The sequence below is a fragment of the Sphingomonas sp. genome (assembly GCF_048595155.1).
Taxonomy (GTDB): Bacteria; Pseudomonadota; Alphaproteobacteria; order Sphingomonadales; family Sphingomonadaceae; genus Sphingomonas_I.
Genome location: NZ_JBMDXN010000107.1, coordinates 24,806 through 47,376, shown reverse-complemented (window position 1 = coordinate 47,376; position 22,571 = coordinate 24,806). Strand labels below are relative to the sequence as shown.

Genomic DNA, 22,571 nt, shown 5'->3' with positions numbered 1-22,571 from the left:
GCGGTATCGGCTTTTCGCCGCGCGCTGGAGGTGAGCCTGGTTACGGAATGTTGGGCTTTCCCATGGGGGTGAACATTTGCGACCTTCAGCGACCGTGGATGCGGCACGCCAGCGCGTAGCCGCATTCCTACGGGACCTAGTGACCTGCAGCGGCGTTTGAAAATGTATGAGCTGTTAAGTTCTCAAGGCGGCATGAGCGCACCTATGGCAAAAAGGCCGGGTGGCTCCTAAATCCCGTCTTCAGGGAGTCACGAAAGCATGAAGCGAGAACTCATCGCTTACCTCGATTCGATCAAGGCGCGCGATCCGGCGCCCCGCTCGCGCTGGGAGATACTGCTTTATCCCGGCGTGCTTGCGCTCGGACTGCATCGCCTTGCCCACTGGCTATTCAACGGCGAACTCTATTTCCTCGCCCGCCTGGTGAACCATCTGTCGCGCTTCTTCACGGCTATCGACATCCACCCCGGCGCGCAGATTGGACAGAATTTCTTTATCGATCACGGCTTCACGGTGATTGGAGAGACGGCCAAGATCGGCAACAACGTCACGATCTACCAGAATGTCACCCTTGGTGGCACAAATCCCGCTGACGGGGTTGGCGGCCAGCGCCATCCCCTGATCGCGGATGATGTCATCATCGGTTCGGGCGCGCAGGTGCTGGGTCCGATCATGGTGGGGCGTGGCGCGCGGATCGGCGCGAATGCGGTGGTGACGCGCGACGTACCGGAAGGCGCGACGATGGTCGGCATTCCGGCGCGGCCGACCCTGATCGATGCCGAGACGTTCAACAGCTTCGTCCCCTATGGAACGCCGTGCACCGAGCGGTTCGATCCGCAGACCCAGCAACTGGAATTGCTGAAATGCGAGGTTGAAACCTTACGCGGTAAGCTCGCCAAAATCATCGACGAGCGTGAGGCGGCGAGCGCCGCCAGTTCGACGGACCGCCAGTCCGCCTGATGGGGATCGTCACACCTTTTCCGTCGCAGGCACCTATCCAGGTGGCGTTCGACCGGGCCGAGCTTCAGCGCATCCTTGATCTGTATGGCCGAATGGTCGCCGCAGGGCGGTGGCGCGACTATGCGATCCAGTTCGGCAAGGATGCGGCCGTTTTCGCCTGCTTCCGCCGGGCCGCGGAGCGGCCGGAATATCGCATCGAAAAGCGTCCCGCCCTTCGCCAGCGCCAAGGCGAATGGGCGTTGATCGGAGAGAATGGTGCGATCCTGAAGCGCGGCCATGAACTCGGCCCCGTGCTCGCACCGGTCGAGCGGAAGCTGCTCAAGCTGGTGGAAGAATAGCGGCGGGGGCGCCCGCCTGTCCTGCCGATCAGCCAGCGGGGCGCGGCCTGCAGCGTGACTTGGAGCACGCGGTTCGCGGCGGCCGGCAGCCTTGCCTGAAGCCGTTCCGGCAGGCTTCTGACCGCGATCATGCGAGCATTGTGCCAAAAGGCCGACAGCAGCAGAGCCGAACCGATGACAAGCGCTGCGGCGGCAGCGGGTGTGATCGCACCGCTGGCCACGGCTGCCTCGATATCGGATACGCTGTATATCCGGCATTCTCCCCTGTGACCGGAGAGATAACAGGCGTGTATTGCTTGAGAAATATACTGCCTACTTCAGGCTGTGCCCTCAGCGTCAAGCGCGTAACCGGCCGACCGAACGGTGCGGATCAGATCGGGCTGATCTCCTAGGTTGATCGCCTTGCGGAGCCGGCGGATATGCACGTCCACGGTGCGCGGTTCGATGTCGCTGTCGCGCCCCCAGACAGAATCCAGCAGGCGTTCGCGGGAAAAGACGCGGCCCGGATGCTCCATGAAGTGCCGCAGAAGCCGAAATTCGGTTGGGCCGAGCGCCAGCGCGACGCCATCGCGGCGCACCTTGTGATCGGCAATATCCATTTCGATGCCCGAATAGGTCAGTCGTTCGCCGGCCAGCGCCGGACGGACGCGACGCAGCACGGCGGCGACGCGGGCGACCAGCTCGCGCGGGCTGAACGGCTTGGTAACATAATCGTCGGCACCGGTTTCCAGCCCGCGAATGCGGTCCTCTTCCTCGCCCCGGGCCGTTAGCATGATGATCGGGACGTTGGCCGAATGGCCGGCGCGGCGCAGCCTGCGGCATACTTCGATGCCGGACAGGCCTTCGATCATCCAGTCGAGCAACACGATGTCCGGCGGCCCTTCGGCAGCCAGGAGCAGCGCCTCCTCGCCGTCGGCCGTACGCTCCACGACATGACCTTCGCGGCGCAAATGCCACGTCAGCAACTCGGCGAGTGCTTCGTCGTCCTCGACGAGAAGGATGCGTGCTCCAGCCATGGCTTCAGACAGCGGGAGCCAACGCATCGGCACCTCGCGCGCGTTCGGGCATTTGTTCGCCGGTTGCGGCATAATAGATCATCTCGGCAGCGTTGGTTGCGTGATCTCCGATCCGCTCAATGTTCTTCGCGATGAACAACAAGTGCGTGGAGGCGCCGATATTGCTGGGGTTTTCCATCATATAGGTCAGCAGGGCGCGAAACAGGCTGTCATAGAGATCGTCAACTTCGCGATCGCGAATGCTCACGTCCCGCGCGCCCTCTGCGTTGCGCGCTGCGAAGGCGTTGAGCACGTCGTGCACCATCTCCGACGTCGCCCGCGCCATGGCGGGGAGGATGGCGAGCGGTTCGATGCCGCGCATATCCTGCAACAGCGGAACGCGCTTCGCGATATTCTTGGCATAGTCGCCGATCCGTTCGACGACGCCCGCGATCTTCAGCGCCGCAATCACTTCGCGCAGGTCATCGGCGAGTGGGGCGCGTAGCGCGATCAGCCGAACGACGCGGCGTTCGACCTCATTTTCCAGCTCATCGATGCGCTTGTCCGCTTCGACGATCTGGGACGCGGCTTCGGCATCGCGGCGGATCAAGGCTTGGACTGCCCCGTCGATCGCGGCCTCGGCAAGTCCGCCCATCTCGGCGACGAGCGCGCGCAATTCGCCGAGATCCTCGTCGAACGCCTTAACTGTATGCCCGCTGGTCGCCATTCTGCACTCCTGGGAGGCCCAATGCGGCAGATCCGCGTCACTTTTATGACACCGATGGCGGGGCCAGGGGAAGCTCTACGGTGACCGTGGTGCCTTCACCGACAGTGCTCGCAATGTCGAGTTTGCCGCGGTGGCGTTCGACGATGTGCTTGACGATCGCCAGCCCTAAGCCCGTTCCGCCGATGGCGCGGCTGCGGCCCGGATCGGCCCGATAGAAGCGTTCGGTCAGGCGCGGCAAATGTTCTGGCCCAATGCCATCGCCCTCATCGGCCACGCTGAACTGGGCAAGATCGGGCGTCATCGTCAGCACTGCGCGCACCGGCTTGCCCTCTCCACCATATTTGAAGGCATTGCTGATGATGTTGTGCATCAGTTGATGGAGCTGGCCGCGGTCACCGATCACCGCCACCTTGGGTGGTGAGGAGATCGACAATCGGTCTCCGTCACGGCGCGGCCGGAACTCGTCCGATACTTCGCGCAGCAGGGCCGCAAGGTTGACGAGATCCTTGGGGAGAAAATACCGATCAGCCTCGATCCGCGAGAGCGACATCAAGTCGTCGATCAGGCGCTGCATCCGCCGCGCTTCCTTCTCCATGATGGACAGGAAACGAAGGCGCGTCGCGGCATCTTCCGGACCGTTGGCTTCCTCAAGAGTCTCGATAAAGCCGATCAGGGATGCGAGCGGCGTGCGCAGTTCATGGCTGGCATTGGCAACGAAATCGACCCGCATCTGCTCGGCCGCGCGCTGGGCGCTGCGATCGGTCAGGCGCAGCAGGCGCCGTCCCGGACGGATCGTCCCCGCAGTCAACTCCCACAGCCGCTCATGACCACCGAGGCCATTCAGCGTGACCGGGCCGTCCTCGTCACCGCTCAAGACCGGCGCTGCTGCAGGGTGACGGAGCGCGAGGCGGACATAATCGCCGACAATATGCTCGCCCAGCAGCGTGCGCGCGGCGCTGTTGGCATGGCTGATGTGAAAGCCGTCCAATAGCAGTAGCGGCTCCGCCACTGCCTCGATCAGATCGTGGGACGGATCTTCCGGGGCCGGTTTGCTCTCCGCGATCGGGCCCGAGCCCAGGCGGGTGAAGCGCGGCAGCGCCATCTTAACCCAGCCGCTCCAGCGCCGGCAGCAAGGCATCGAAATGATCGATCAGGATCGTAGCGCCCAATTCTTCCGGTGGACGATCGGAGAAGCCGAAGGTGAGCGCGATGCACGGCATTCCCGCCGCGCGGGCCGCATCGGTATCGCTGATCGAGTCGCCGACGAACACCGCCCGTCCTCCGCCGGCCCGCGCGGTAGCTTCCCGTACAGGCGCGGGATCAGGTTTGCGTACCGGCAGTGTATCCCCACCGATGATGGTCGCGAACCGATCTTCCCAACCGCAGGCGGCAACGAGTTGCCGGGCGAGGGCTTCGGGTTTGTTGGTGCAGATCGCCAATGTCATCCCTTCGTCGTCGAGCGCGGTCAGCGCCTGCTCGACCCCAGGGTAGGGCGATGAATGGTCAGCGATATGACGCTCATAATAGTCCAGGAAGATCGGCATCGCCGTATCGACGAGCGCTTCGCTGGTGTCTCCTGTCGCCGCCAGGCCGCGGTGCAGTAACGTGCGCACGCCACGCCCGACCATGCCGCGCACAGCCCTTTCGGAAAGCGGCTGTCTGCCGAGTGAGGCGAGGCTGTGGTTGAGCGCCGCGGTCAGATCGGCGGCCGTATCCACCAGCGTGCCGTCCAGGTCGAAGATGACGATGTCGAACGCAATCCGGCCCATGGCCGCGCCCATAGCCATGGATATGGCCTGCGCAAGCGGAACATGGCAGAGATTGGAATATGAACGACACGCCTCTTGCCGCCATCATCCTTGCCGCCGGCAAGGGCACCCGAATGAAATCCGATCTGCACAAGGTCCTCCATCCCCTCGCGGGCAAGCCGATGCTGGGGCATCTGATCGATGCAGTTCAAAGCCTTGGCGCGGTGCGAACCGTGATCGTCACCGGGGCAGGCCGCCAGCAGGTGGCGGCCTTTGCCACGCCGCTCGGGCTGGAGGTGGCGGTGCAGGCCGAGCAACTCGGCACGGCACATGCCGTATCGCAGGCACAATCGGCCTTGGCGGGGTTCGAAGGGGATGTGCTGATCCTGTATGGCGACGTGCCGCTGGTATCGAGCGAAACGATGGCGCGTATGGTGGCCAGGCTGCACGCGCCGGATGCGCCGGCAGTCGTCGTGCTCGGCTTCCGCCCGGCCGATACGCTGCGGTACGGCCGCATCATCGCCGATCAGGGGCGCATCCTGAAGATGGTCGAACATAAGGATGCAAGCGCTGCCGAACGCGCGGAGACTTTGTGCAATTCGGGCCTGATGGCGGTGCGCGCGTCTGACGCATGGCGGCTGCTCGATCGGGTTGGGAATGAGAATGCCGCAGGCGAATATTATCTGCCCGACATCGTGATGCTCGCCGGCGAGGAGGGGCGGCATTCGGCGGTCATCGAAACTGACGCCGATGAAGTGGCAGGCGTCAACAGCCGCGCCGAACTCGCCGATGTCGAAGCAATCTGGCAGAAACGTCGGCGCGCACGCGCGATGGAGGAAGGGGCAAGCTTGCTGGTGCCCGAAACGGTGTGGTTCTCTTGGGACACGGTGATCGGACGGGATGTCACGATCGGCCAGAATGTCGTTTTCGGGCCCGGTGTGAAGGTGGCCGACAAGGTCACCATTCACGCCTTCTGCCATATCGAGGATGCCAGCGTCGGGAGCGGCGCGATCATCGGCCCTTATGCGCGGCTGCGACCGGGCGCCGACATTGGCGAGAATGCGCATGTCGGCAATTTCGTGGAGATCAAGAAGGCCCGGCTTGGGCAGGGAGCGAAGGCCAATCACCTGACCTATATCGGCGATGCGGATGTCGGCGCCGGTACGAATATCGGTGCGGGCACCATCACCTGTAATTACGACGGCTTCGGTAAATATCGCACGCAGATTGGCGAACGAGCCTTCATCGGATCGAACAGCGCCCTCGTAGCCCCGGTCTCGATCGGCGATGGCGCGATCGTGGCGGCTGGCTCGGTCGTCACGAACAACGTGCCGGCCGATGCACTGGCCGTGGCGCGCGGTGCACAGACAAATCGCGATGGCTGGGCGCTGCGTTTTCGGGAGCGCAGCAGGAAGGGCTGACCTGCGTCTATTCAGCTTTGTGCAACCGGACTAAGCGCTTGGGGCTGCGCGGTTGTTTGAAGGGAGCATAACGTCGTGTGCGGCATCATCGGTATCGTCGGCAAGGAAGAGGTCTGCGAGCGGCTGCTGAGCGGGCTGCGACGGTTGGAATATCGCGGTTATGATTCCGCGGGCATCGCGACCGATCACGACGGGGTGATCGATCGTCGCCGCGCACCGGGCAAGCTTGACAATCTGGCTGCGGTTTTGCGGGAGGAGCCACTGCCTGGCCGCACCGGCATTGCGCATACCCGCTGGGCGACGCACGGCGCGCCGACCGAGGACAATGCGCATCCGCATGCGACCGGCCATGTCGCGGTCGTTCACAACGGCATCATCGAGAACTTCAAGGCGCTGCGCGAGGAATTGCAGGCGCGCGGGCGCGTCTTCACCAGCCAGACCGACACGGAGGTGGTCGCGCATCTGGTATCTGAGCAGGTCGAGGCCGGTGCGGAGCCTGCGGCCGCCGTTGCTTCCGTTTTGAAGCGGCTTCACGGGGCGTTCGCGCTCGCCATCCTCTTCCGTGAATATCCCGATCTGCTGATCGGCGCCCGCCTCGGCTCGCCGCTCGTTGTCGGCTATGGCGAGGGCGAGACATATCTCGGCTCTGACGCGCTGGCGCTGGCGCCGCTCACCCAGCGCATCTGCTATCTCGAAGAGGGCGATTGGGTCGTCATCACGCGGGATGGCGCGCAGATCTTCGATGCTCTGGATCAACCGGTCGATCGTGCGATCGTCGAGTCTGGGGCGATGGACGTGGAGCTTACGAAGGGCAACCACCGCCACTTCATGCTCAAGGAGATTTATGAGCAGCCGATCGTCGTCGCTCAGACGCTGCGATCCTACCTGCGCCGGCTGGAAGAGCAGGTATCCATGCCGACCGAGGATTTCGATCTGGCTTCGGTGAAGCGCATCACGATCGTCGCGTGCGGAACGTCTTTCTACGCCGGCATGGTTGCGAAATATTGGTTCGAGCAATTTGCCCGCGTTCCGGTCGACGTCGATGTGGCCAGCGAATTTCGGTATCGCTCGCCAGTAATGGAGCCGGGTGGGCTTGCCCTGTTCATCAGCCAGTCGGGGGAAACGGCGGATACGCTGGCGGCGCTCCGTCACGCACGCACCGAGGGGCAGAAGATCGCGGTTGTCGTAAACGTGCCCACCTCGACCATGGCGCGCGAAGCCGATCTGCTGCTATCGACCCATGCGGGGCCGGAAATTGGCGTAGCCTCGACGAAGGCCTTCACCTGTCAGCTGGCGGTGTTGGCGGCATTGGCCGTCAACCTGGCGCGAGCGAAGGGCCGTCTGAGCCATGATCAGGAGCGCGTGATCGTTCGCCATCTCGCCGAGGCTCCTGCGGCGCTCAACGGCGCGCTCGCCTACGACGAGGCGATCGAGCAGATGGCCCATCACATCGCCGCCGCCCGTGATGTGCTCTATTTGGGGCGCGGCCCGGATTACCCACTGGCGTTGGAAGGCGCGCTCAAGCTGAAGGAAATCAGCTATATCCATGCCGAAGGCTATGCCGCGGGCGAGATGAAGCATGGGCCGATCGCGCTAATCGACGAAGCCGTGCCGATCATCGTCATCGCTCCCTCGGGGCCTTTGTTCGACAAGACCGTGTCCAACATGCAGGAAGTACAGGCACGCGGCGGCAAGGTGGTGTTGATCTCGGACTATGACGGCATCGCCGCGGCCGGCGACGGCTGCCTTGCGACCATCACCATGCCGAAGGTGCATCCGCTGATCGCTCCGCTCGTCTACGCCATTCCAGTCCAATTACTGGCTTACCATGTCGCCGTGCTGAAGGGCACGGACGTTGATCAGCCGCGTAACTTGGCCAAGAGCGTCACGGTGGAATGACGGCGGGATCATAGGGGCATGATGCGGGGGGCAGAGTGGAGACGCGCGTTGGCGTGCGCTGCGGTGCTGGCGGCTGTGATACCTGGCGCAAGCCGGTCGATCGCGGCACCACCGGGTAACGACAGCGCACAGTCTGACGATCACGTGCGCTTGCGCGAGCGGGCGCAGCGCAAACGCAGCGGCGATATGTCGCCGGCCAACGAACAGGCCGATACGCAGCGGCCGCCGCCGCCCGGTCTGGCGGGCGACTGGTTCGGACTGAAGGAATTCCTGGCGGATCGCGGGATCGGCGTGACCGCACGTTACGCCTCCGAGACGGCACTGAATTATACCGGCGGCCGCCGTAAGGCGATCACCGAGACCGGCCAGCTTGATATCGGTGCGCTGATTGACCTCAAGAAGCTGATCGGGTTGAATGGTGGATCCGTGCAGGGAACCGTCACCTATCGCCGTGGCCATGATCTTGGCCAGCATGCGGGCTTGGGCGTCCTTCAGCAAGTGCAGGAAGTCTACGGCAGAGGTCAGACGATCCGCCTGACCCAATTCTGGTACGAGCAGATGCTGGCGGGCGATCAGGTCGACCTGAAGCTGGGACGCACGGCCCCCGGCGAGGATTTTGCTGCCTTTTCCTGTTCCTTCCAAAATCTGTCCTTCTGCGGTTCGCAGCCAGGCAATATTGCGGGTGACTATTGGTATAATTGGCCGATTAGCCAATGGGGTGCGCGGGCGCGCGTGAATTTAGGTAAAATCTACGTCCAGGCAGCCGCCTATGAGCAGAACCCGCGCAATCTCGACCGCGGTTTTCTGGAATGGCATTTCCATGGCGCGGACGGGGTGTTGGTGCCTGTGGAAATTGGCCTCGTTCGGGGCGCCGCATCGAATGGGCCGATCGGCTCGTTCAAGGTTGGGGGTTGGATCAGCACGAGCAACGCCCCCGATGTGCTGCTGAATCAGCGTCGCCAGCCCGCTATCTTGGCCGGCGACACGATGTTGCAGCGTTCTTCCCGCAGCGGCGTCTGGGTGAATATCCAGCAGCAGCTGACCGGAAGTTCGAAGGATGGCAAAACGGAGCGCGGTCTGAGTGTGTTCGCGAACGCTACTCAATCCGACCGGCAGACCTCGGTTGTAGACAGCCAAGTGGCGCTCGGCCTTTTCTATCGCGGTCTGATCCCTTGGTTCACCGAGGACGTGTTCGGGCTCGGCATCGCCCGCACCCATGTCAATGATCGCGTCGCCGATCGTGAGCGACTGCTGGCGCAGCCGACGCAGGGTTCAGAATATGCGGCGGAAGTCTATTACGGTTTTCACCCGCGCAGTTGGCTGGAACTGCGCCCTAACCTTCAGTGGGTTCATCATCCAGGCGGCTATCGTCGAGCGGACGATGTGGGCGTGATCGGTCTAAAAGGTGCGCTCACGCTTTAGCGTAATCGACCCGACGAGCATCTGTTCGGCGGGCGCGCGAAGGTGCATGACGTATCTGCAGGCCGTGCAAAGCGGCCGCGAGAGGAGGGAGATGCGGATGATCCGATCGGTATGGGCGGGCGCCATGCGCCGCGCGATCGCATCCCTGATTGCCGTTCTGGTAAGCGGCGCTGCGGCAGCCCAGCAGGCGCCGGCGACCACCGCCGCGGAACAGCCTTTCATCAAGCCTGCGACGATCGATGATGCGCTGGAGGTTACCGGCGACAGCGTGGCCGCCAAGCAGATCAACACCCGCATGCTGATCGGGGTTGAGGTTAACGGCCAAGGCCCGTTCAACTTCTTCGTTGACAGCGGAGCCGATCGTACCGTGGTCGGCGAGGCGCTGGCGCAGCGACTTGGTCTACCGCTCGGACCTGCCGTGATGTTGAACAGCATGAGCGGGGCGAAGTTGACGCCAACGGTCCGTATCGATCGGCTGCGGGTCGGCAGTAGCGAAGTTCGCGACATCGCGGCGCCGCCGTTGCCGGAACGCTTCCTCGCCGCCCAGGGCCTCGTCGGCATCGACGCCTTGGCGGATCAGCGGCTTAACATCGATTTCGAGCGTAAGCGGGTCACCGTTCAGGACACGCACGGGTCGAACCTGAAAGCTGGACCCGACGAGGTCGTTGTCGTTGCACGACGGCGCAAAGGGCAGCTTATCCTGACGCAGGCGCTCGCCGGCGGCACGAACGTCGCCGCCGTGATTGATACCGGCACGGAAATCACTGTGGGCAACAGCGCGCTGCGTGCCAAGCTTATGCGCCGCAGCAAGCTGCCGTTCCGAACGGCAACACTGATGAGCGTGACCGGCGAATCCTTTATCGCCGATTTAATCCAGGTGCCGGAACTCAAGATTGGATCAATCCTGTTCCGTGGGGTGACGATCGCCTTCGTGGATGTTCCCCCCTTCAAGCTCTTCGGCCTGCAAAACGAGCCTGCAATCATGCTGGGTACCGATGTGCTGGAGGGATTTGCCCGCGTGTCCCTGGACTTCCGGCGCCGGCGCGTCCGCTTTTCGATGCGCCGCACGAGCCGTTGATCGCCCCGCGATAGATACCATATGGTGAACAGTTGCCGCCATTGATCGCGGCGCCGGAGTGTTCATGACCGAAGCTTTTCCCGTACTGCCGCTGCGCGACATCGTTGTATTCCCGCAGATGATCGTCCCGCTCTTCGTGGGACGCGACAAGTCGGTCGCCGCGCTGGAAAGCGCGATGGCGGCGGACAAGACCATTTTCCTGGTTTCGCAGATCGATCCTGCCGAGGATGATCCCGATGCCGATGCGCTGTTCGACGTCGGCGTGACCGCCACCGTGCTGCAGCTGCTGAAACTGCCGGACGGCACCGTCCGCGTGCTCGTCGAAGGCAAGCAGCGTGCCCGCATGACCCGCCTGCAAGCGGTGGCGACCCATTTGACGGCCGAGATCGAATTGCTCGGCGATGGCGAGGCAGATCCGAATTCCGATGACATCAAGGCGCTCATGCGGTCGGTCTCCGATCAGTTCGAGCGTTATGCCCAACTCAACCGCAAGCTGCCGGACGAACTGCCCGGCCAGTTGGCGGAGATTGAGGACCCGGCGCGCTTGGCTGATGCGGTTGCCGGCAATATTTCCGTCAAGGTCTCCGACAAGCAGGCGATGCTGGTCGAGAGCGATCCGGCCAAGCGGCTGGAAATGGCGTTCGCCTTCATGGAGGGCGAACTCGGTGCGCTGCAGGTCGAGAAGAAGATCCGCAGCCGCGTGAAGCGCCAGATGGAGAAAACGCAGCGCGAATATTACCTCAACGAGCAGTTGAAGGCGATCCAGCGCGAGCTTGGCACGAGCGAAGGTGAGGAAGGCGGCGACGAGATCGCCGAGCTGACCCAGAAGATCGCCAACACCAAGCTCTCCAAGGAAGCGCGCGCCAAGGCGACCGCAGAGGTTAAGAAGTTGCGGACGATGGCGCCGATGTCGGCTGAAGCCACGGTGGTGCGCAATTATCTGGACGTGCTGCTCGGCCTGCCGTGGGGCAAGAAGTCCAAGATCAAGAAGGACATCGCTGCCGCTCAGGCGGTGCTGGACGAAGACCATTATGCGCTGGAGAAGGTGAAGGATCGGATCGTCGAATATCTGGCGGTCCAGGCGCGCACCAACAAGCTCAAGGGTCCGATCTTGTGCCTGGTCGGTCCTCCCGGGGTCGGCAAGACCTCGCTCGGCCGCTCGATCGCCAAGGCGACGGGGCGTGAGTTCATCCGGCAGTCGCTGGGCGGCGTTCGGGACGAAGCCGAGATCCGCGGCCATCGCCGTACCTATATCGGATCGCTCCCGGGCAAGATCGTGTCGAACCTGAAGAAGGCTGGCACCTCCAACCCGCTGTTCCTTCTCGACGAGATCGACAAGCTCGGGCAGGATTATCGCGGCGATCCCGCGTCGGCCCTGCTCGAGGTGCTGGATCCGGAACAGAATAACAAGTTCCAGGACCATTATCTGGAGATCGATGTCGATCTGTCGGATGTGATGTTCGTCACGACCGCGAACTCGCTCAACCTCCCGCAGCCGTTGCTCGACCGGATGGAGATCATCCGCCTGGAAGGCTACACCGAGGATGAGAAGGTCGAGATCGCGAAGAAGCACCTGCTTCAGAAGCAGATCGATGCGCATGGTCTGAAGCCCGAGGAGTTCGTGCTGACGGACGAGGCGCTACGCGACCTGATCCGTTATTATACGCGCGAAGCCGGCGTTCGCACGCTGGAGCGCGAGATCGCCAAGCTGGCGCGCAAGGCGCTCCGCAAGATCCTCGAGAACAAGGAAGGGTCGGTCACGATCACGCCGGATAATCTCGGCGACTATGCCGGGATCCGGAAGCATCGGTTCGGGGTGTCCGAGGAAGAGGATCAGATCGGTGCTGTGACCGGTCTCGCCTGGACCGAGGTCGGCGGCGAGTTGCTGACGATCGAAGCCGTGACGGTGCCTGGCAAGGGGCATGTCAAAACCACGGGCAAGCTTGGCGAAGTCATGCAGGAGTCGGTTCAGGCCGCCTGGTCGTTCCTGCGTGCCCGTGCGCCGATCTATGGCATCAAGCCGAGCATCTTTGCGCGTAAGGATGTCCATATCCACTTGCCCGAAGGGGCTGTGCCCAAAGACGGTCCGTCCGCCGGTATCGGTATGGTGACGGCGCTGATCTCCACCTTGACCGGCATCCCGGTGCGGCGCGAAGTCGCCATGACCGGCGAAGTCACGCTACGTGGACGCGTTCTCCCGATCGGCGGCTTGAAGGAGAAGCTGTTGGCGGCGCTCCGCGGTGGCATCACCACAGTGCTGATCCCGGCGGAAAACGAGAAGGACCTTGCGGATATTCCGTCGAATATTCGGGAGGGCCTGGAAATCGTGCCGGTCAGCCATGTCGACGACGTGCTTGTTCGCGCACTGGCTCAGCCGATCGTGCCGATCGAATGGACAGAAGCGGACGAATTGGCGACGGAACCGCCGCTCGCACAGATCGGTACCGAACCCGGCGCGAGCGTCGCAAGACACTAAAACGCACCAGCTTTCCTTTGACTCACCCCGCCGGCTTGGCATTAGATGAGCGCTTGCGTTCGTCGGGCTAAGCTGGCGGAAAGGGGGAATTAATGAACAAGCAGGAGCTGATCGCGGCAGTCGCGGATCAAACGGGGCTGGCGCGCAATGATGCCGCCAAAGCTGTCGAATCGCTGATCGAGACGATCATCGCGCAGCTGAAGAAGGGTGAAGAAGTCCGCATGGTGGGCTTTGGCAATTTCTCCGTAAGCCGCCGGAAGGCGTCTGTGGGCCGCAACCCGCGAACGGGTGAGCCGATGAACATCAAAGCCACGAGTCAGCCCAAATTCCGGCCCGGTAAGGTGCTGAAGGATTCGGTCAACTAGCCCACGCCAGCTGCTTTAGCTGCGGGGAGCCGCACGGGCTTGGCCGGAAAGCCGGAGACTGGCAGGACGCTGCTCTTCCGCCTGCGATGGTCGGGTGCGTATGAGAGCACCGCTCTGGACATAGCGTTCGCGGCCCGGTAACCGGCAGCGAACGGGCGCATAGCTCAGCGGTAGAGCACTGCCTTCACACGGCAGGGGTCGCAGGTTCAATCCCTGCTGCGCCCACCAGATCAAGCCCCGGCGGCCGCACGGCCCGCCGGGGCTTTCTCGTTTCAGGGCCGCGCACGCGCAGCCCTCGGGCAGGAATGGGGAGGAAGGCTGATGGCGGGACCGCTGCAAGGCCTGAAGGTGCTGGAGCTGGCGCGGATCCTGGCAGGCCCCTGGGCAGGCCAGACGCTTGCCGATCTGGGCGCCGACGTGATCAAGGTGGAAAGCCCGGAAGGGGACGATACGCGCCGGTGGGGCCCCCCCTTTGTGAAGGGTGCGGACGGCGGGGATCTGTCCGCAGCGTACTTCCACGCTTGCAATCGCGGCAAGCGGTCCATCGTGGCCGATTTCACCACGGCGGAAGGCCGCGCGCTGGTCGAGCGGCTAGCCGCCTCGGCGGACGTGCTTATCGAAAACTTCAAAGTCGGCGGGCTTGCCAAATACGGGCTGGATTATGAAAGCCTCGCCAGGATCAATCCGCGGCTTGTGTACGCCTCGATCACCGGTTTCGGACAGGACGGGCCCTATGCGGCACGTGCGGGCTATGATTTCCTGATCCAGGGCATGGCCGGTGCGATGTCGATCACCGGTGATCCCGACGGGCCGCCGACGAAGACCGGCTTCGCCATGGCGGACATCTTTTCCGGTCTCTACGCGACGATCGGTATCCTCGCGGCGCTTCGACGCCGGGACGAGACCGGGCAGGGAGCGTGGATCGATTGCGCGCTGATGGACAGCCAGGTCGGCGTACTCGCCAATCAAGCGCTCAACTATCTCGTCTCCGGAACGGCGCCGGGCCGGCTCGGCAATGCGCATCCGAGCATCGTGCCTTACGAGGTGTTTCCCGTCATCGACGGGCACATCGTGATCGCGGTCGGCAATGATGGGCAGTATCGGCGCCTGTGCGACGTGCTCGGCGAATCCGCGCTTGGCACAGATCCCGAATTTGCGACAAACCCTCAGCGGGTTGCCAATCGCGCGGCGCTGATCGGAAGGCTCTCTGCACTCACGCTGCGCTTCCACCGCGACGCGTTGCTGAGCGCGCTTGAAGACGCGTCAGTCCCCGCCGGGCCGATCAATACGATCGCGCAGGCGTTCGATGATCCGCAGGTCCGCCATCGTGGTATGCGGCTCGATCTTACTTCGGCCGATGCGGAGAGTGGTATAGTTCCCGGCGTGCGGACGCCGCTCGTCATCGACGGCGTTCCAGCTGCGCACACCCGGCCCTCGCCAGCCGTGGGTGAGCATCAGGCGGACATCCTGGCGGACACGGCATGGTTGCGCGGCTGACGCTGCGCGCGCTCCACCTGGATGACGCGGAAGCCGTATTCGCGCTTTATCGGGCGGTTGCGGCATCCCCCGAGAGCGGGTTGGCTCGCCGACCGGACGAGCTGTCGTTGGACTATGTCGCCGGCAATATCGCCAAGGCCTTGAACGGCGGCGTGGCACTCGGCGCGTTCAGGGAGGGGCGGATGGTCGGTGTGATCCGCGCGCTGCCGATAGGGCCGCGCCAGTTTGCGCACGTGCTCACCGATCTGACGGTCGCGGTCGATCCGGCAGCGCAGGGGCAGGGGATCGGTGCTGCGCTGTTTAGTGCCCTGTTTGAGGCGACGACGGCCCTCGGCATTACGCGGGTCGAACTGATGACCCGATCCGGAAACGGGCGAGCGATTGCGCTCTACGAGAAGCTGGGCTTCGTGAGGGAGGGCTGCTTCAGAGGTCGCGTGCGCCTGCCGGATGGCCGAATTGAGGACGATATCGCCATGGCCCGGCTCGCCTGAACACGAAAACGCCGGCCGGCGCCAAGCCGACCGGCGTTTCTTTTACATGTCGATCAGTAGCAGAAGCGGTTGATCAGATTTTCCAGCCGCTCCTGGCCACCGGACTTGGGCTGCGGGTTGAGGTTCTTCGACAGCGCGAGGTCGGCGACCTCCGCCAGGGAGCCGCTGGTCGCGACCTTGCCGACTTCGCCGTCCCAGCCGGCATAACGCGCCTTCTTGAACGCATCGAGACGGCCATCCTCGACCAGTGCGGCAGCGTTGAGCAGGCCCTTGGCGATGACGTCGATCGCGCCGACATGGCCATAGAACAGGTCGGCGGCATCGACGCTCTGACGGCGCACCTTGGAGTCGAAGTTGAAGCCGCCGTCGGTGAAACCGCCGGCGCGGATCACTTCCAGCATCGCCAGCGTCATTTCCTCGACCGAATTCGGGAATTGATCCGTGTCCCAGCCATTCTGATGGTCGCCGCGGTTGGCGTCGATCGAGCCGAAGATGCCGAGCGCGTTCGCCATCGCCAGTTCGTGCTCGAACGTGTGGCCGGCCAGCGTCGCGTGGTTCGCTTCGATGTTGACCTTGACCTCGTTCTCCAGGCCGTAGCGCTTCAGGAAACCGTATACGGTCGCCGTATCGAAATCATATTGATGCTTGGTCGGCTCGTGCGGCTTGGGTTCGATCAGGATCGTGCCGTTGAAGCCGATCTTGTGCTTGTGCTCGACGACGAGGTTGAGGAAGCGGCCGAGCTGATCCAGCTCCTTCTTGAGATCGGTGTTGAGCACCGTTTCATACCCCTCGCGGCCGCCCCACAGGACGTAGTTGCTGCCACCCAGCCGGTGCGTCGCCTCCAGCGCGCCGCGGACCTGCATCGCGCCGAACGCGAACACCTCCGGATCGGGGTTGGTCGCGCCGCCCGCGGCGAAGCGCGGATGGCTGAACAGGTTGGCGGTACCCCACAGCAGCTTGCGACCGGTCTCGCCCTGCAGACGTTCCAGATCGTCGACTGCCTCGGCCAGGTACTTCTGATGCTCCGCGGCGTTCGTCGCGACCGCCATCACGTCGACGTCGTGGAAGCAATAGAAGGGCACGTCGAGCTTCTGGATGAAGTCGAAGCCCTCACGGCGCTTCCAGGCGGCGGCCGCACTGTCCATCTGGCCTGCCAGCCACGGGCGGCTGAACGTGCCAGCGCCGAAGATGTCGGCACCGGGCCAGGAGAAGGTGTGCCAGAAGCAAACAGCGAAGCGGAGATGATCCTCCATCGTCTTGCCCATCACGACGCGGTTCTTGTCGTAGAAGCGGTAGGAGAGCTCGTCGGTCGAGTCCGGCCCCTTGAAGGTGATCGGAGCGATCTCTGCGAAATAGGTGGGTTGGGTTGACATTACTGGCCTCTCATTTTCGGGCTGATGTGGGGATAGGCTTCTTTGAAAGCGTGTTTCTTGGGCGCGAGTAGCGCGACGTCCGCCGGATCCGGCTGGATCACGCGTTCGACCGGCGGCGGAGCGCAGATTGTCCGCGGATCGCCCTGATCGACCGCTACCTGCGCCAGGCGAGCGGCGCCCAGCGCTGGACCGACTTCGCCGCCGCGCAGATAGACGAGCGGGGTTTCCATTGCCGCACTGATGATCCTGCCCCAGTAAGCCGAGCGGGCACCGCCGCCGATTACGGCCAATTGGGAGACGCGAGTGCCCGCGTCGCGCAGGGCATCCAGACCATCCGCCAACGCGAAAGCAACGCCCTCCAAGACGGCCTGCGCCAATGTTCCTGCGCTCGTGTCATTGTCGAGGTTGAGGAATGCGCCACGGACGAGCGCATCATTATGCGGGGTGCGCTCGCCGGAAAGGTAAGGAAGAAATACTTCCTTCCCGCGTGCCGGCCCGGTGCTTTCCGCCCGGCTGAACAACTCGGGCGCATTGGCCGCTCCCGTGATGCGCGCAACCCAGTCGATGCAGGATGCGGCACTCAGATGAACCGACATCTGATGCCACATGTTGGGCAAGGCATGGCAGAAGGCATGGACTGCTCGCGCCGGGTTCGGGCGGAACGCCTCCGTCGCGATGAAGATAACCCCGGACGTACCCAGCGACAGAAGCGCATCGCCATCCGCGACGACACCCACGCCGATGGCGCCAGCGGCATTATCGCCACCGCCGCCGACGACCGGTACAGCTGCCATGCCCCAGTTTTCGGCAACCTCGGACCGCAATGTTCCGGCAATGTCCGATCCTTCGAACAAGCGGGGCATATGATCTCGGCTCAGTCCGGTTGCCGCCAGCAACGCATCGCTCCAGTCGCGCTTTGCGACGTCCAGCCAGATCGTGCCGGCGCTGTCCGACATGTCCGACGCCTTATCGCCTGTCATCCGCAGGCGGACATAATCTTTCGGCAGCAGGACGGTGCGAACCTGATCGAAGATTTCCGGCTCATGCTTGCGCACCCAGGCCAGCTTGGGCGCCGTGAAGCCCGGCATGGCAAGGTTGCCGGTGATAGCCTGGAGCGCCGGGACGGCGGCGGTCAGTTCCTCGCACTCCTGATAGGAGCGACCGTCGTTCCACAGAATTGCCGGACGCAGCGGCTTGTCCGCAGCGTCCAGCAAGGTAGCGCCATGCATTTGGCCCGCAATGCCGATGCCGCGTACGGAGCGCCGCACGGCCGGATCGATCGCGCGCACGGCAGCCTCGGTTGCCGCCCACCAATCCTCCGGCGCCTGCTCTGACCAGAGAGGGTGGGGCCGGGAGACGGACAGGGCCGCATTTCCCTGTCCGGCGACGCTGCCGTCTGCCGCGATTACCACGGCCTTCACACCGGACGTACCGATGTCGATACCCAGAAACATGCAGCGCGATCCTTAATCGACGAAGGGGTTGATGGTCTGGATCGTGCCGTCCGGATTGAACTTAAGCTCGGTCACCTTCACGTTGCGCAGGTGGTTCTTGTTGGAGATCTGCGTGTCGGCATAGAACAGCCACCACTTGCCATCCTTCTGAATGATCGAATGGTGGGTCGTCCAACCTTGAACAGGCTTAAGGATATGGCCGGTATAGGTGAACGGACCATAGGGATTGGTGCCGATCGCATAATTCAGGAAGTGCGTATCGCCCGTGGAGTAGGTGTAATAATATTTACCGTCTTTTTTGAAGACCCACGACGCTTCGAAGAACCGCTTTTCATGATCGCCGCCTAGTACAGGCTTGCCGTTCTGATCGACGATCACGGCGTCGCGCGGCGCTTCGGCGAGCTGCTTCAGATCCGGCGTCAGCCGCGCGACCTTGCCCGATATGGCTGGCTTGTCGTCTTGCTGAAGATCCGTGTCGGTGCCGTTCGGATCAAATTTGCCCGTGGTCCAGCGCTGCAGCTGGCCGCCCCAAATGCCGCCGAAATAGAGATAGGCCTGATTGTCATCGTCGATAAAGACGGCGGGGTCCATGGAATAGGCGCCCGTGATCGGCTCCGGCTCTGCTTTGAAAGGACCCATTGGGTTCTTCGATGTCGCAACGCCGATTTTGAACTGACCCAGGCCGCGCGGATCGAGGTTCTTGTCGCGCGCCGGGAAGAACAGATAATAGGTGCCGTTGCGGTAAGCCGCATCGGGGGCCCACATCTGCTGAGATGCCCAGGGCACGTCCTTCACGTCCAGCGCGACGGGTCCGATCTTCACCGGCGCACCGACATGATCCATTTCCAGAACGCGATAATCGTGCATCGCATATTGGTTGCCGAGATCGTCATTGGGAATGTCGGTCGGCACGTCATGCGAAGGATAGACGTAGATCTTGTTGTTGAAGACGTGTGCGGACGGGTCCGCCGTGTAAATCTCCGTCACCAGCGGCTGCGAAACATAACGCTTTCCTTCTGGCGATACCTGGGGAACGACTGGAGCAGCAGCGCTGGCAGTCACTGTCGGACCGGCCAGCATCGTGCCGGCAAGCGCCGCCCACATCATCTTCGAATACAGCATCTATCCTCCTCTCGACGATTTCGCGACGCCCGTTGATGGACGCAACGTGCCTTCGCCGTCTGTGCGGCAATCGGCTGATAGCGCTACCAATAACCGCCGCTTCGCACCGATCAAGCGGTTCCTATGCCAGAATGGCGAATCTGCAGATGATCGTTTCGGAACCGTTCGGTGCCGCGTCGGTTCAAGGGCAAGTTTACCTGGACGGAGATGGCGCATGGCAGATACCCCGACCGAAGGCAGCGAGCCTGCTGCCGCCCCCAAGGCGAAAACGAAGCCTGCTGCAAAGCCGGCGGCGCGCAAGGCTGCCGGGTCGACGGAGACGCCGGCTGCCGCTTCCAAGCCGGCGGGGAAACCTGCATCCAAACCCCGTGCAAGCGCTTCGCGCGCGTCGAAGGGCAGTGGAACGACGGCCAAGGCGACCCGGCCGCGAACGGTCGCGAAGACGGCTGCTGTGCGTCCCGCCGCCAAGACGAAACCGGCTGCCAGCAAGGCTAACGCCAAGGCGAGCTCGCCCGTCAGCGTGAAGAAGGCTGCGGCCGGTGCCGGCATCTTTGCGGTGGTTGCGGCATCCGTCGCGGCCATTTTCGGCGGCAAGAAAAAGTAGGATGTCGGGCGATCCAGGCGTTGGGCCTGGATCGTTCAATTGCACTATGTTTAGCCGGCCAAGCGGATGAGTGGCCGTACGGCAAGCCGGCAAACGCCGTTACATCGTTTCCGAACAGCGTACGCCGTCGCAGGCGCGGTGAAGGCGCCAGGATATCGCCGCGGCGCCCAGGCACATCACCGCCACGGCGGTGAGAGCTTGGATGACCGATACGCCCACGGCCGCCAAAGTCACCGCGCCCACTGCGCCGACGACCATCGCACCCGAATTGACGATATTGTTCGCGGCGACGGTCCGCGCGGTATGATCGCTTTCGACGGTCGTAGTGAGGAAGGCGTACAGCGGTACCACGAACATGCCCCCGGTGACTGAAACGCCCAGGAGCGCGAGAGCGACCAAAGGCGCATCAGGATGTGTCGCAAAATCGCGGAAGGAATATAAGATGCCATCGGCGGCGGGTTCCCACCGATGCGCGGCGAATGTCATCAGCAGCACGAACCCCGCCATCGCAATGACGGATGCGGGCGCATAGCGCGCCGACACGCGGCCCGCGAGCAGGCGGTTGATCAGGACGGATCCGATCGCCACGCCGATCGAGAAGATGGCCAGGAAGAGGCTGGCCACCTGTTTGTCGGCGGTGAACACATTCTTCACCAAGGGCGGAAATTCGATCACCAGCACGGCGCCGATCATCCAGAAAAAGCTGATCGAGAGGATAGCGAGGAACAGCCGCGGTATGTGCATCGTCGCAGAAACAAGCGTGATCGATGCGCGGATGATGTGCAGATCGATCGGCGGGCTTTCGCCAGAGGCGGGGGCCGGCGGGATCTCCCGCGCGGTCAGCCAGCCGATGGCGGCGACGGCAAGGACCAGGATCGCCGCCAGCCGCGGATCGATCAGGCCGGCCAGGATTGTTCCGCCCAGAATGGCGATATAGGTACCGGCTTCGACCAGGCCGGTGCCGCCGAGCACCTCACCCCGCCGCAGATGCTGGGGCAGAATCGCATATTTGATCGGCCCGAAGAAGGTCGAATGGGCGCCCATCGCGAGCACAGCCCCCAACATCAGGGGAACCGACGCGAACAGCAGGCCAGCGGCGCCCACGATCATGATCGCGATCTCGGCGGTCTTGATGATGCGCACGATCCGCGCTTTGTCGTGGCTGTCCGCCAATTGGCCGGAAAGTGCGGACAGAAGGAAGAAGGGCAGGATGAACAGCCCGGTCGCGATTGCGTTGAACGCCGCTTCCTTCTTCGCGTCCGAATAGATCGAGTAGGTCGCGAAGAGAACCATCGCCTGCTTGAACAGGTTGTCGTTGAACGCGCCTAAAAACTGCGTCGCAAAGAGCGGCAGAAAGCGGCGTTTGCCTAAAAGCCGGAACGATGGAATCATCGGAGGGCGCTATGTGCGTCGCTGTTTTTTCTCACGGTTGGGCCCCATAGACGAATTCGGGCAACAACGCCAAACAGCGACTTGCTATGAATGAAGCTTCCTCCAGGATCCGCAGCCCCATCCTCGAAACCTTGCGCTTGCGCTTGCGGATCCACAGTCTTGCGGACGTCGATCCGCGGTCGGCGATCACTGCGGATGCGACGACGATGCAATTCGTCGGCGGCCCCCAGGACCGCACCGAGAATTTCAACCGAATCCTGCGCTATGCGGGTCATTGGGCGCTACTGGGGCGCGGCCTGCTTCTGGTTGAAGACCGTGCAAGCGGGCAGATGGTTGGGGAGGCAGGCCTTGGCCGTTTCGAGCGCGGGCTCGGCCGCGATTTCGACGATGCGCCGGAAGCCGGATGGCTGTTCGCGGCATGGGCGGCCGGGCAGGGCTTCGCGACCGAGGCGATGCACGCCGCCATCGACTGGCACGAACAGACGTTCGGGCCCACCCGGATGGTGTGTCTCATCGACCCTGCCAACGGCGCGTCGGTGCGGGTGGCGCAGAAGCTGCTCTTCACGCCCTTCCGTCAAGCGACCTTCAAAGGCCATGACGTTATATTACATGAAAGGCTGCCAACCCCTCCCCAAAGGGGATAAGCCACGCTAGACCGCACCCATGCTGACGCTGCCGAACATCCTCACCCTGTCGCGCATTGTCGCGATGCCGGTGATGGTCTTGTTGCTGTGGCATCCGCGGCCATGGGATTATGCGGTCGCGTTCGGCCTCTACGTTCTCGTCGGCGTCACTGATTATTTCGACGGCTATCTGGCGCGCGCACAGGGTGCCGTTTCGAAGCTTGGCGTGTTTCTCGATCCGATCGCCGACAAGATCATGGTGGCAACAGTCATCGTCATGCTGTTGTTCACCCGTGCCATCGACGGGCCAGCGGTCGTGGCGGCGCTCATCATCCTGGTGCGCGAAATCGCGGTTTCCGGCTTGCGCGAATTTCTCGCGGATTTGCGCGTCTCAATGCCGGTCAGCCAGCTTGCGAAGTGGAAGACCACCTTCCAGCTGATTTCGCTCGGTGCCTTGATCCTATCCGGCGCCTTGCCGGATCAACCCTGGATCGCCTGGGTGGGCCTCTTCTGTCTGTGGAGCGCGGCCGGCCTTACCGCGATCACGGGCTGGGATTATCTCCGCGTCGGCCTCAAGCATATGGATTGA

At 63.1% G+C, this 22,571-nt stretch carries 21 protein-coding genes and 1 tRNA gene; 14 read left to right on the top strand and 8 right to left on the bottom strand.

Annotation, left to right across the window (positions count from 1 at the left end; genetic code table 11):
• The first annotated feature begins 258 nt into the window (after window positions 1-258).
• Both epsC and ACOJSI_RS17370 read left to right on the top strand, forming a co-directional pair.
• A complete protein-coding gene (gene epsC, locus ACOJSI_RS17375; RefSeq protein WP_420139567.1) occupies window positions 259-957 on the top strand; it encodes a serine O-acetyltransferase EpsC in 699 nt (232 codons plus the stop codon).
• The gene (locus ACOJSI_RS17370; RefSeq protein ID WP_420139566.1) at window positions 957-1,295 is read left to right on the top strand and encodes a DUF2794 domain-containing protein; all 339 of its coding nucleotides are present in this window, start codon (window positions 957-959) and stop codon (window positions 1,293-1,295) included. Before epsC ends, ACOJSI_RS17370 begins: the two co-directional genes overlap by 1 nt.
• Window positions 1,296-1,612: 317 nt before the next feature.
• Here ACOJSI_RS17370 and phoB read toward each other — a convergent pair whose 3' ends face one another.
• Genes phoB through gph form a run of 4 tightly spaced genes read right to left on the bottom strand, consistent with a single transcriptional unit; the run spans window position 1,613 to window position 4,804 of the window.
• Window positions 1,613-2,311 (bottom strand): phosphate regulon transcriptional regulator PhoB, encoded by a 699-nt coding sequence (gene phoB / locus ACOJSI_RS17365; protein WP_420139565.1) that lies wholly within the window; start codon window positions 2,309-2,311, stop codon window positions 1,613-1,615.
• Window positions 2,312-2,315: 4 nt separating this feature from the next.
• Entirely contained in the window at window positions 2,316-3,017 is a 702-nt protein-coding gene (phoU, locus tag ACOJSI_RS17360) for a phosphate signaling complex protein PhoU (RefSeq protein ID WP_420139564.1), read from the bottom strand.
• A 43-nt stretch (window positions 3,018-3,060) separates the two neighbouring features.
• Window positions 3,061-4,119 carry a sensor histidine kinase gene (locus tag ACOJSI_RS17355; RefSeq protein ID WP_420139563.1) on the bottom strand — a complete coding sequence of 353 codons (1,059 nt, stop codon included), beginning with the start codon at window positions 4,117-4,119 and terminating at the stop codon, window positions 3,061-3,063.
• Window position 4,120: 1 nt separating this feature from the next.
• Entirely contained in the window at window positions 4,121-4,804 is a 684-nt protein-coding gene (gph, locus tag ACOJSI_RS17350; protein WP_420139562.1) for a phosphoglycolate phosphatase, read from the bottom strand.
• Window positions 4,805-4,845: 41 nt separating this feature from the next.
• Between gph and glmU the strand changes: the two genes are divergently transcribed.
• The 9 genes from glmU to ACOJSI_RS17305 all read left to right on the top strand — a co-directional run bounded on the left by glmU (window position 4,846) and on the right by ACOJSI_RS17305 (window position 15,414).
• The gene (gene glmU / locus ACOJSI_RS17345) at window positions 4,846-6,186 is read left to right on the top strand and encodes a bifunctional UDP-N-acetylglucosamine diphosphorylase/glucosamine-1-phosphate N-acetyltransferase GlmU (RefSeq protein ID WP_420139561.1); all 1,341 of its coding nucleotides are present in this window, start codon (window positions 4,846-4,848) and stop codon (window positions 6,184-6,186) included.
• Between the two features lie 75 nt (window positions 6,187-6,261).
• Window positions 6,262-8,085 carry a glutamine--fructose-6-phosphate transaminase (isomerizing) gene (gene glmS / locus ACOJSI_RS17340; protein WP_420139560.1) on the top strand — a complete coding sequence of 608 codons (1,824 nt, stop codon included), beginning with the start codon at window positions 6,262-6,264 and terminating at the stop codon, window positions 8,083-8,085.
• Between the two features lie 48 nt (window positions 8,086-8,133).
• The gene (locus tag ACOJSI_RS17335; protein ID WP_420139559.1) at window positions 8,134-9,507 is read left to right on the top strand and encodes a carbohydrate porin; all 1,374 of its coding nucleotides are present in this window, start codon (window positions 8,134-8,136) and stop codon (window positions 9,505-9,507) included.
• A 97-nt stretch (window positions 9,508-9,604) separates the two neighbouring features.
• Complete coding sequence (locus ACOJSI_RS17330) at window positions 9,605-10,585, top strand: aspartyl protease family protein (RefSeq protein WP_420139558.1); 981 nt, start codon at window positions 9,605-9,607, stop codon at window positions 10,583-10,585.
• 64 nt (window positions 10,586-10,649) lie between these two features.
• Window positions 10,650-13,061 (top strand): endopeptidase La, encoded by a 2,412-nt coding sequence (gene lon / locus ACOJSI_RS17325; RefSeq protein WP_420139557.1) that lies wholly within the window; start codon window positions 10,650-10,652, stop codon window positions 13,059-13,061.
• A gap of 92 nt (window positions 13,062-13,153) precedes the next feature.
• Window positions 13,154-13,426 (top strand): HU family DNA-binding protein, encoded by a 273-nt coding sequence (locus tag ACOJSI_RS17320; protein ID WP_420139556.1) that lies wholly within the window; start codon window positions 13,154-13,156, stop codon window positions 13,424-13,426.
• A gap of 153 nt (window positions 13,427-13,579) precedes the next feature.
• Window positions 13,580-13,654 (top strand) — tRNA-Val (locus ACOJSI_RS17315).
• A gap of 93 nt (window positions 13,655-13,747) precedes the next feature.
• Entirely contained in the window at window positions 13,748-14,923 is a 1,176-nt protein-coding gene (locus ACOJSI_RS17310) for a CaiB/BaiF CoA transferase family protein (RefSeq protein ID WP_420139555.1), read from the top strand.
• Window positions 14,908-15,414 (top strand): GNAT family N-acetyltransferase, encoded by a 507-nt coding sequence (locus ACOJSI_RS17305; RefSeq protein WP_420139554.1) that lies wholly within the window; start codon window positions 14,908-14,910, stop codon window positions 15,412-15,414. Before ACOJSI_RS17310 ends, ACOJSI_RS17305 begins: the two co-directional genes overlap by 16 nt.
• Before the next feature lie 53 nt (window positions 15,415-15,467).
• Here the strand turns inward: ACOJSI_RS17305 and xylA are convergent, their stop codons facing one another.
• From xylA to ACOJSI_RS17290, 3 genes are read right to left on the bottom strand one after another with little or no spacing between them, the layout of a single operon-like run.
• The gene (xylA, locus tag ACOJSI_RS17300) at window positions 15,468-16,787 is read right to left on the bottom strand and encodes a xylose isomerase (RefSeq protein ID WP_420139553.1); all 1,320 of its coding nucleotides are present in this window, start codon (window positions 16,785-16,787) and stop codon (window positions 15,468-15,470) included.
• Window positions 16,787-18,241, bottom strand: coding sequence for a xylulokinase (xylB, locus tag ACOJSI_RS17295; protein WP_420139552.1), 1,455 nt, complete (start codon window positions 18,239-18,241; stop codon window positions 16,787-16,789). Before xylB ends, xylA begins: the two co-directional genes overlap by 1 nt.
• Before the next feature lie 12 nt (window positions 18,242-18,253).
• Window positions 18,254-19,363 carry a glycoside hydrolase family 43 protein gene (locus ACOJSI_RS17290; RefSeq protein WP_420139551.1) on the bottom strand — a complete coding sequence of 370 codons (1,110 nt, stop codon included), beginning with the start codon at window positions 19,361-19,363 and terminating at the stop codon, window positions 18,254-18,256.
• A 214-nt stretch (window positions 19,364-19,577) separates the two neighbouring features.
• Here ACOJSI_RS17290 and ACOJSI_RS17285 point away from each other — a divergent pair, with 214 nt between their 5' ends.
• Window positions 19,578-19,967 carry a hypothetical protein gene (locus tag ACOJSI_RS17285; protein WP_420139550.1) on the top strand — a complete coding sequence of 130 codons (390 nt, stop codon included), beginning with the start codon at window positions 19,578-19,580 and terminating at the stop codon, window positions 19,965-19,967.
• A gap of 99 nt (window positions 19,968-20,066) precedes the next feature.
• On the opposite strand, the gene ACOJSI_RS17280 is transcribed toward ACOJSI_RS17285, so the two are convergent.
• Entirely contained in the window at window positions 20,067-21,359 is a 1,293-nt protein-coding gene (locus ACOJSI_RS17280; protein WP_420139549.1) for an MFS transporter, read from the bottom strand.
• Window positions 21,360-21,445: 86 nt separating this feature from the next.
• On the opposite strand from ACOJSI_RS17280, the gene ACOJSI_RS17275 reads away from it, so the two are divergent.
• Together ACOJSI_RS17275 and pgsA are read left to right on the top strand one after the other, a co-directional pair.
• Window positions 21,446-22,003, top strand: a complete 558-nt coding sequence (locus ACOJSI_RS17275) for a GNAT family N-acetyltransferase (RefSeq protein ID WP_420139548.1) — start codon at window positions 21,446-21,448, stop codon at window positions 22,001-22,003.
• Between the two features lie 19 nt (window positions 22,004-22,022).
• A complete protein-coding gene (gene pgsA / locus ACOJSI_RS17270; RefSeq protein ID WP_420139547.1) occupies window positions 22,023-22,571 on the top strand; it encodes a CDP-diacylglycerol--glycerol-3-phosphate 3-phosphatidyltransferase in 549 nt (182 codons plus the stop codon).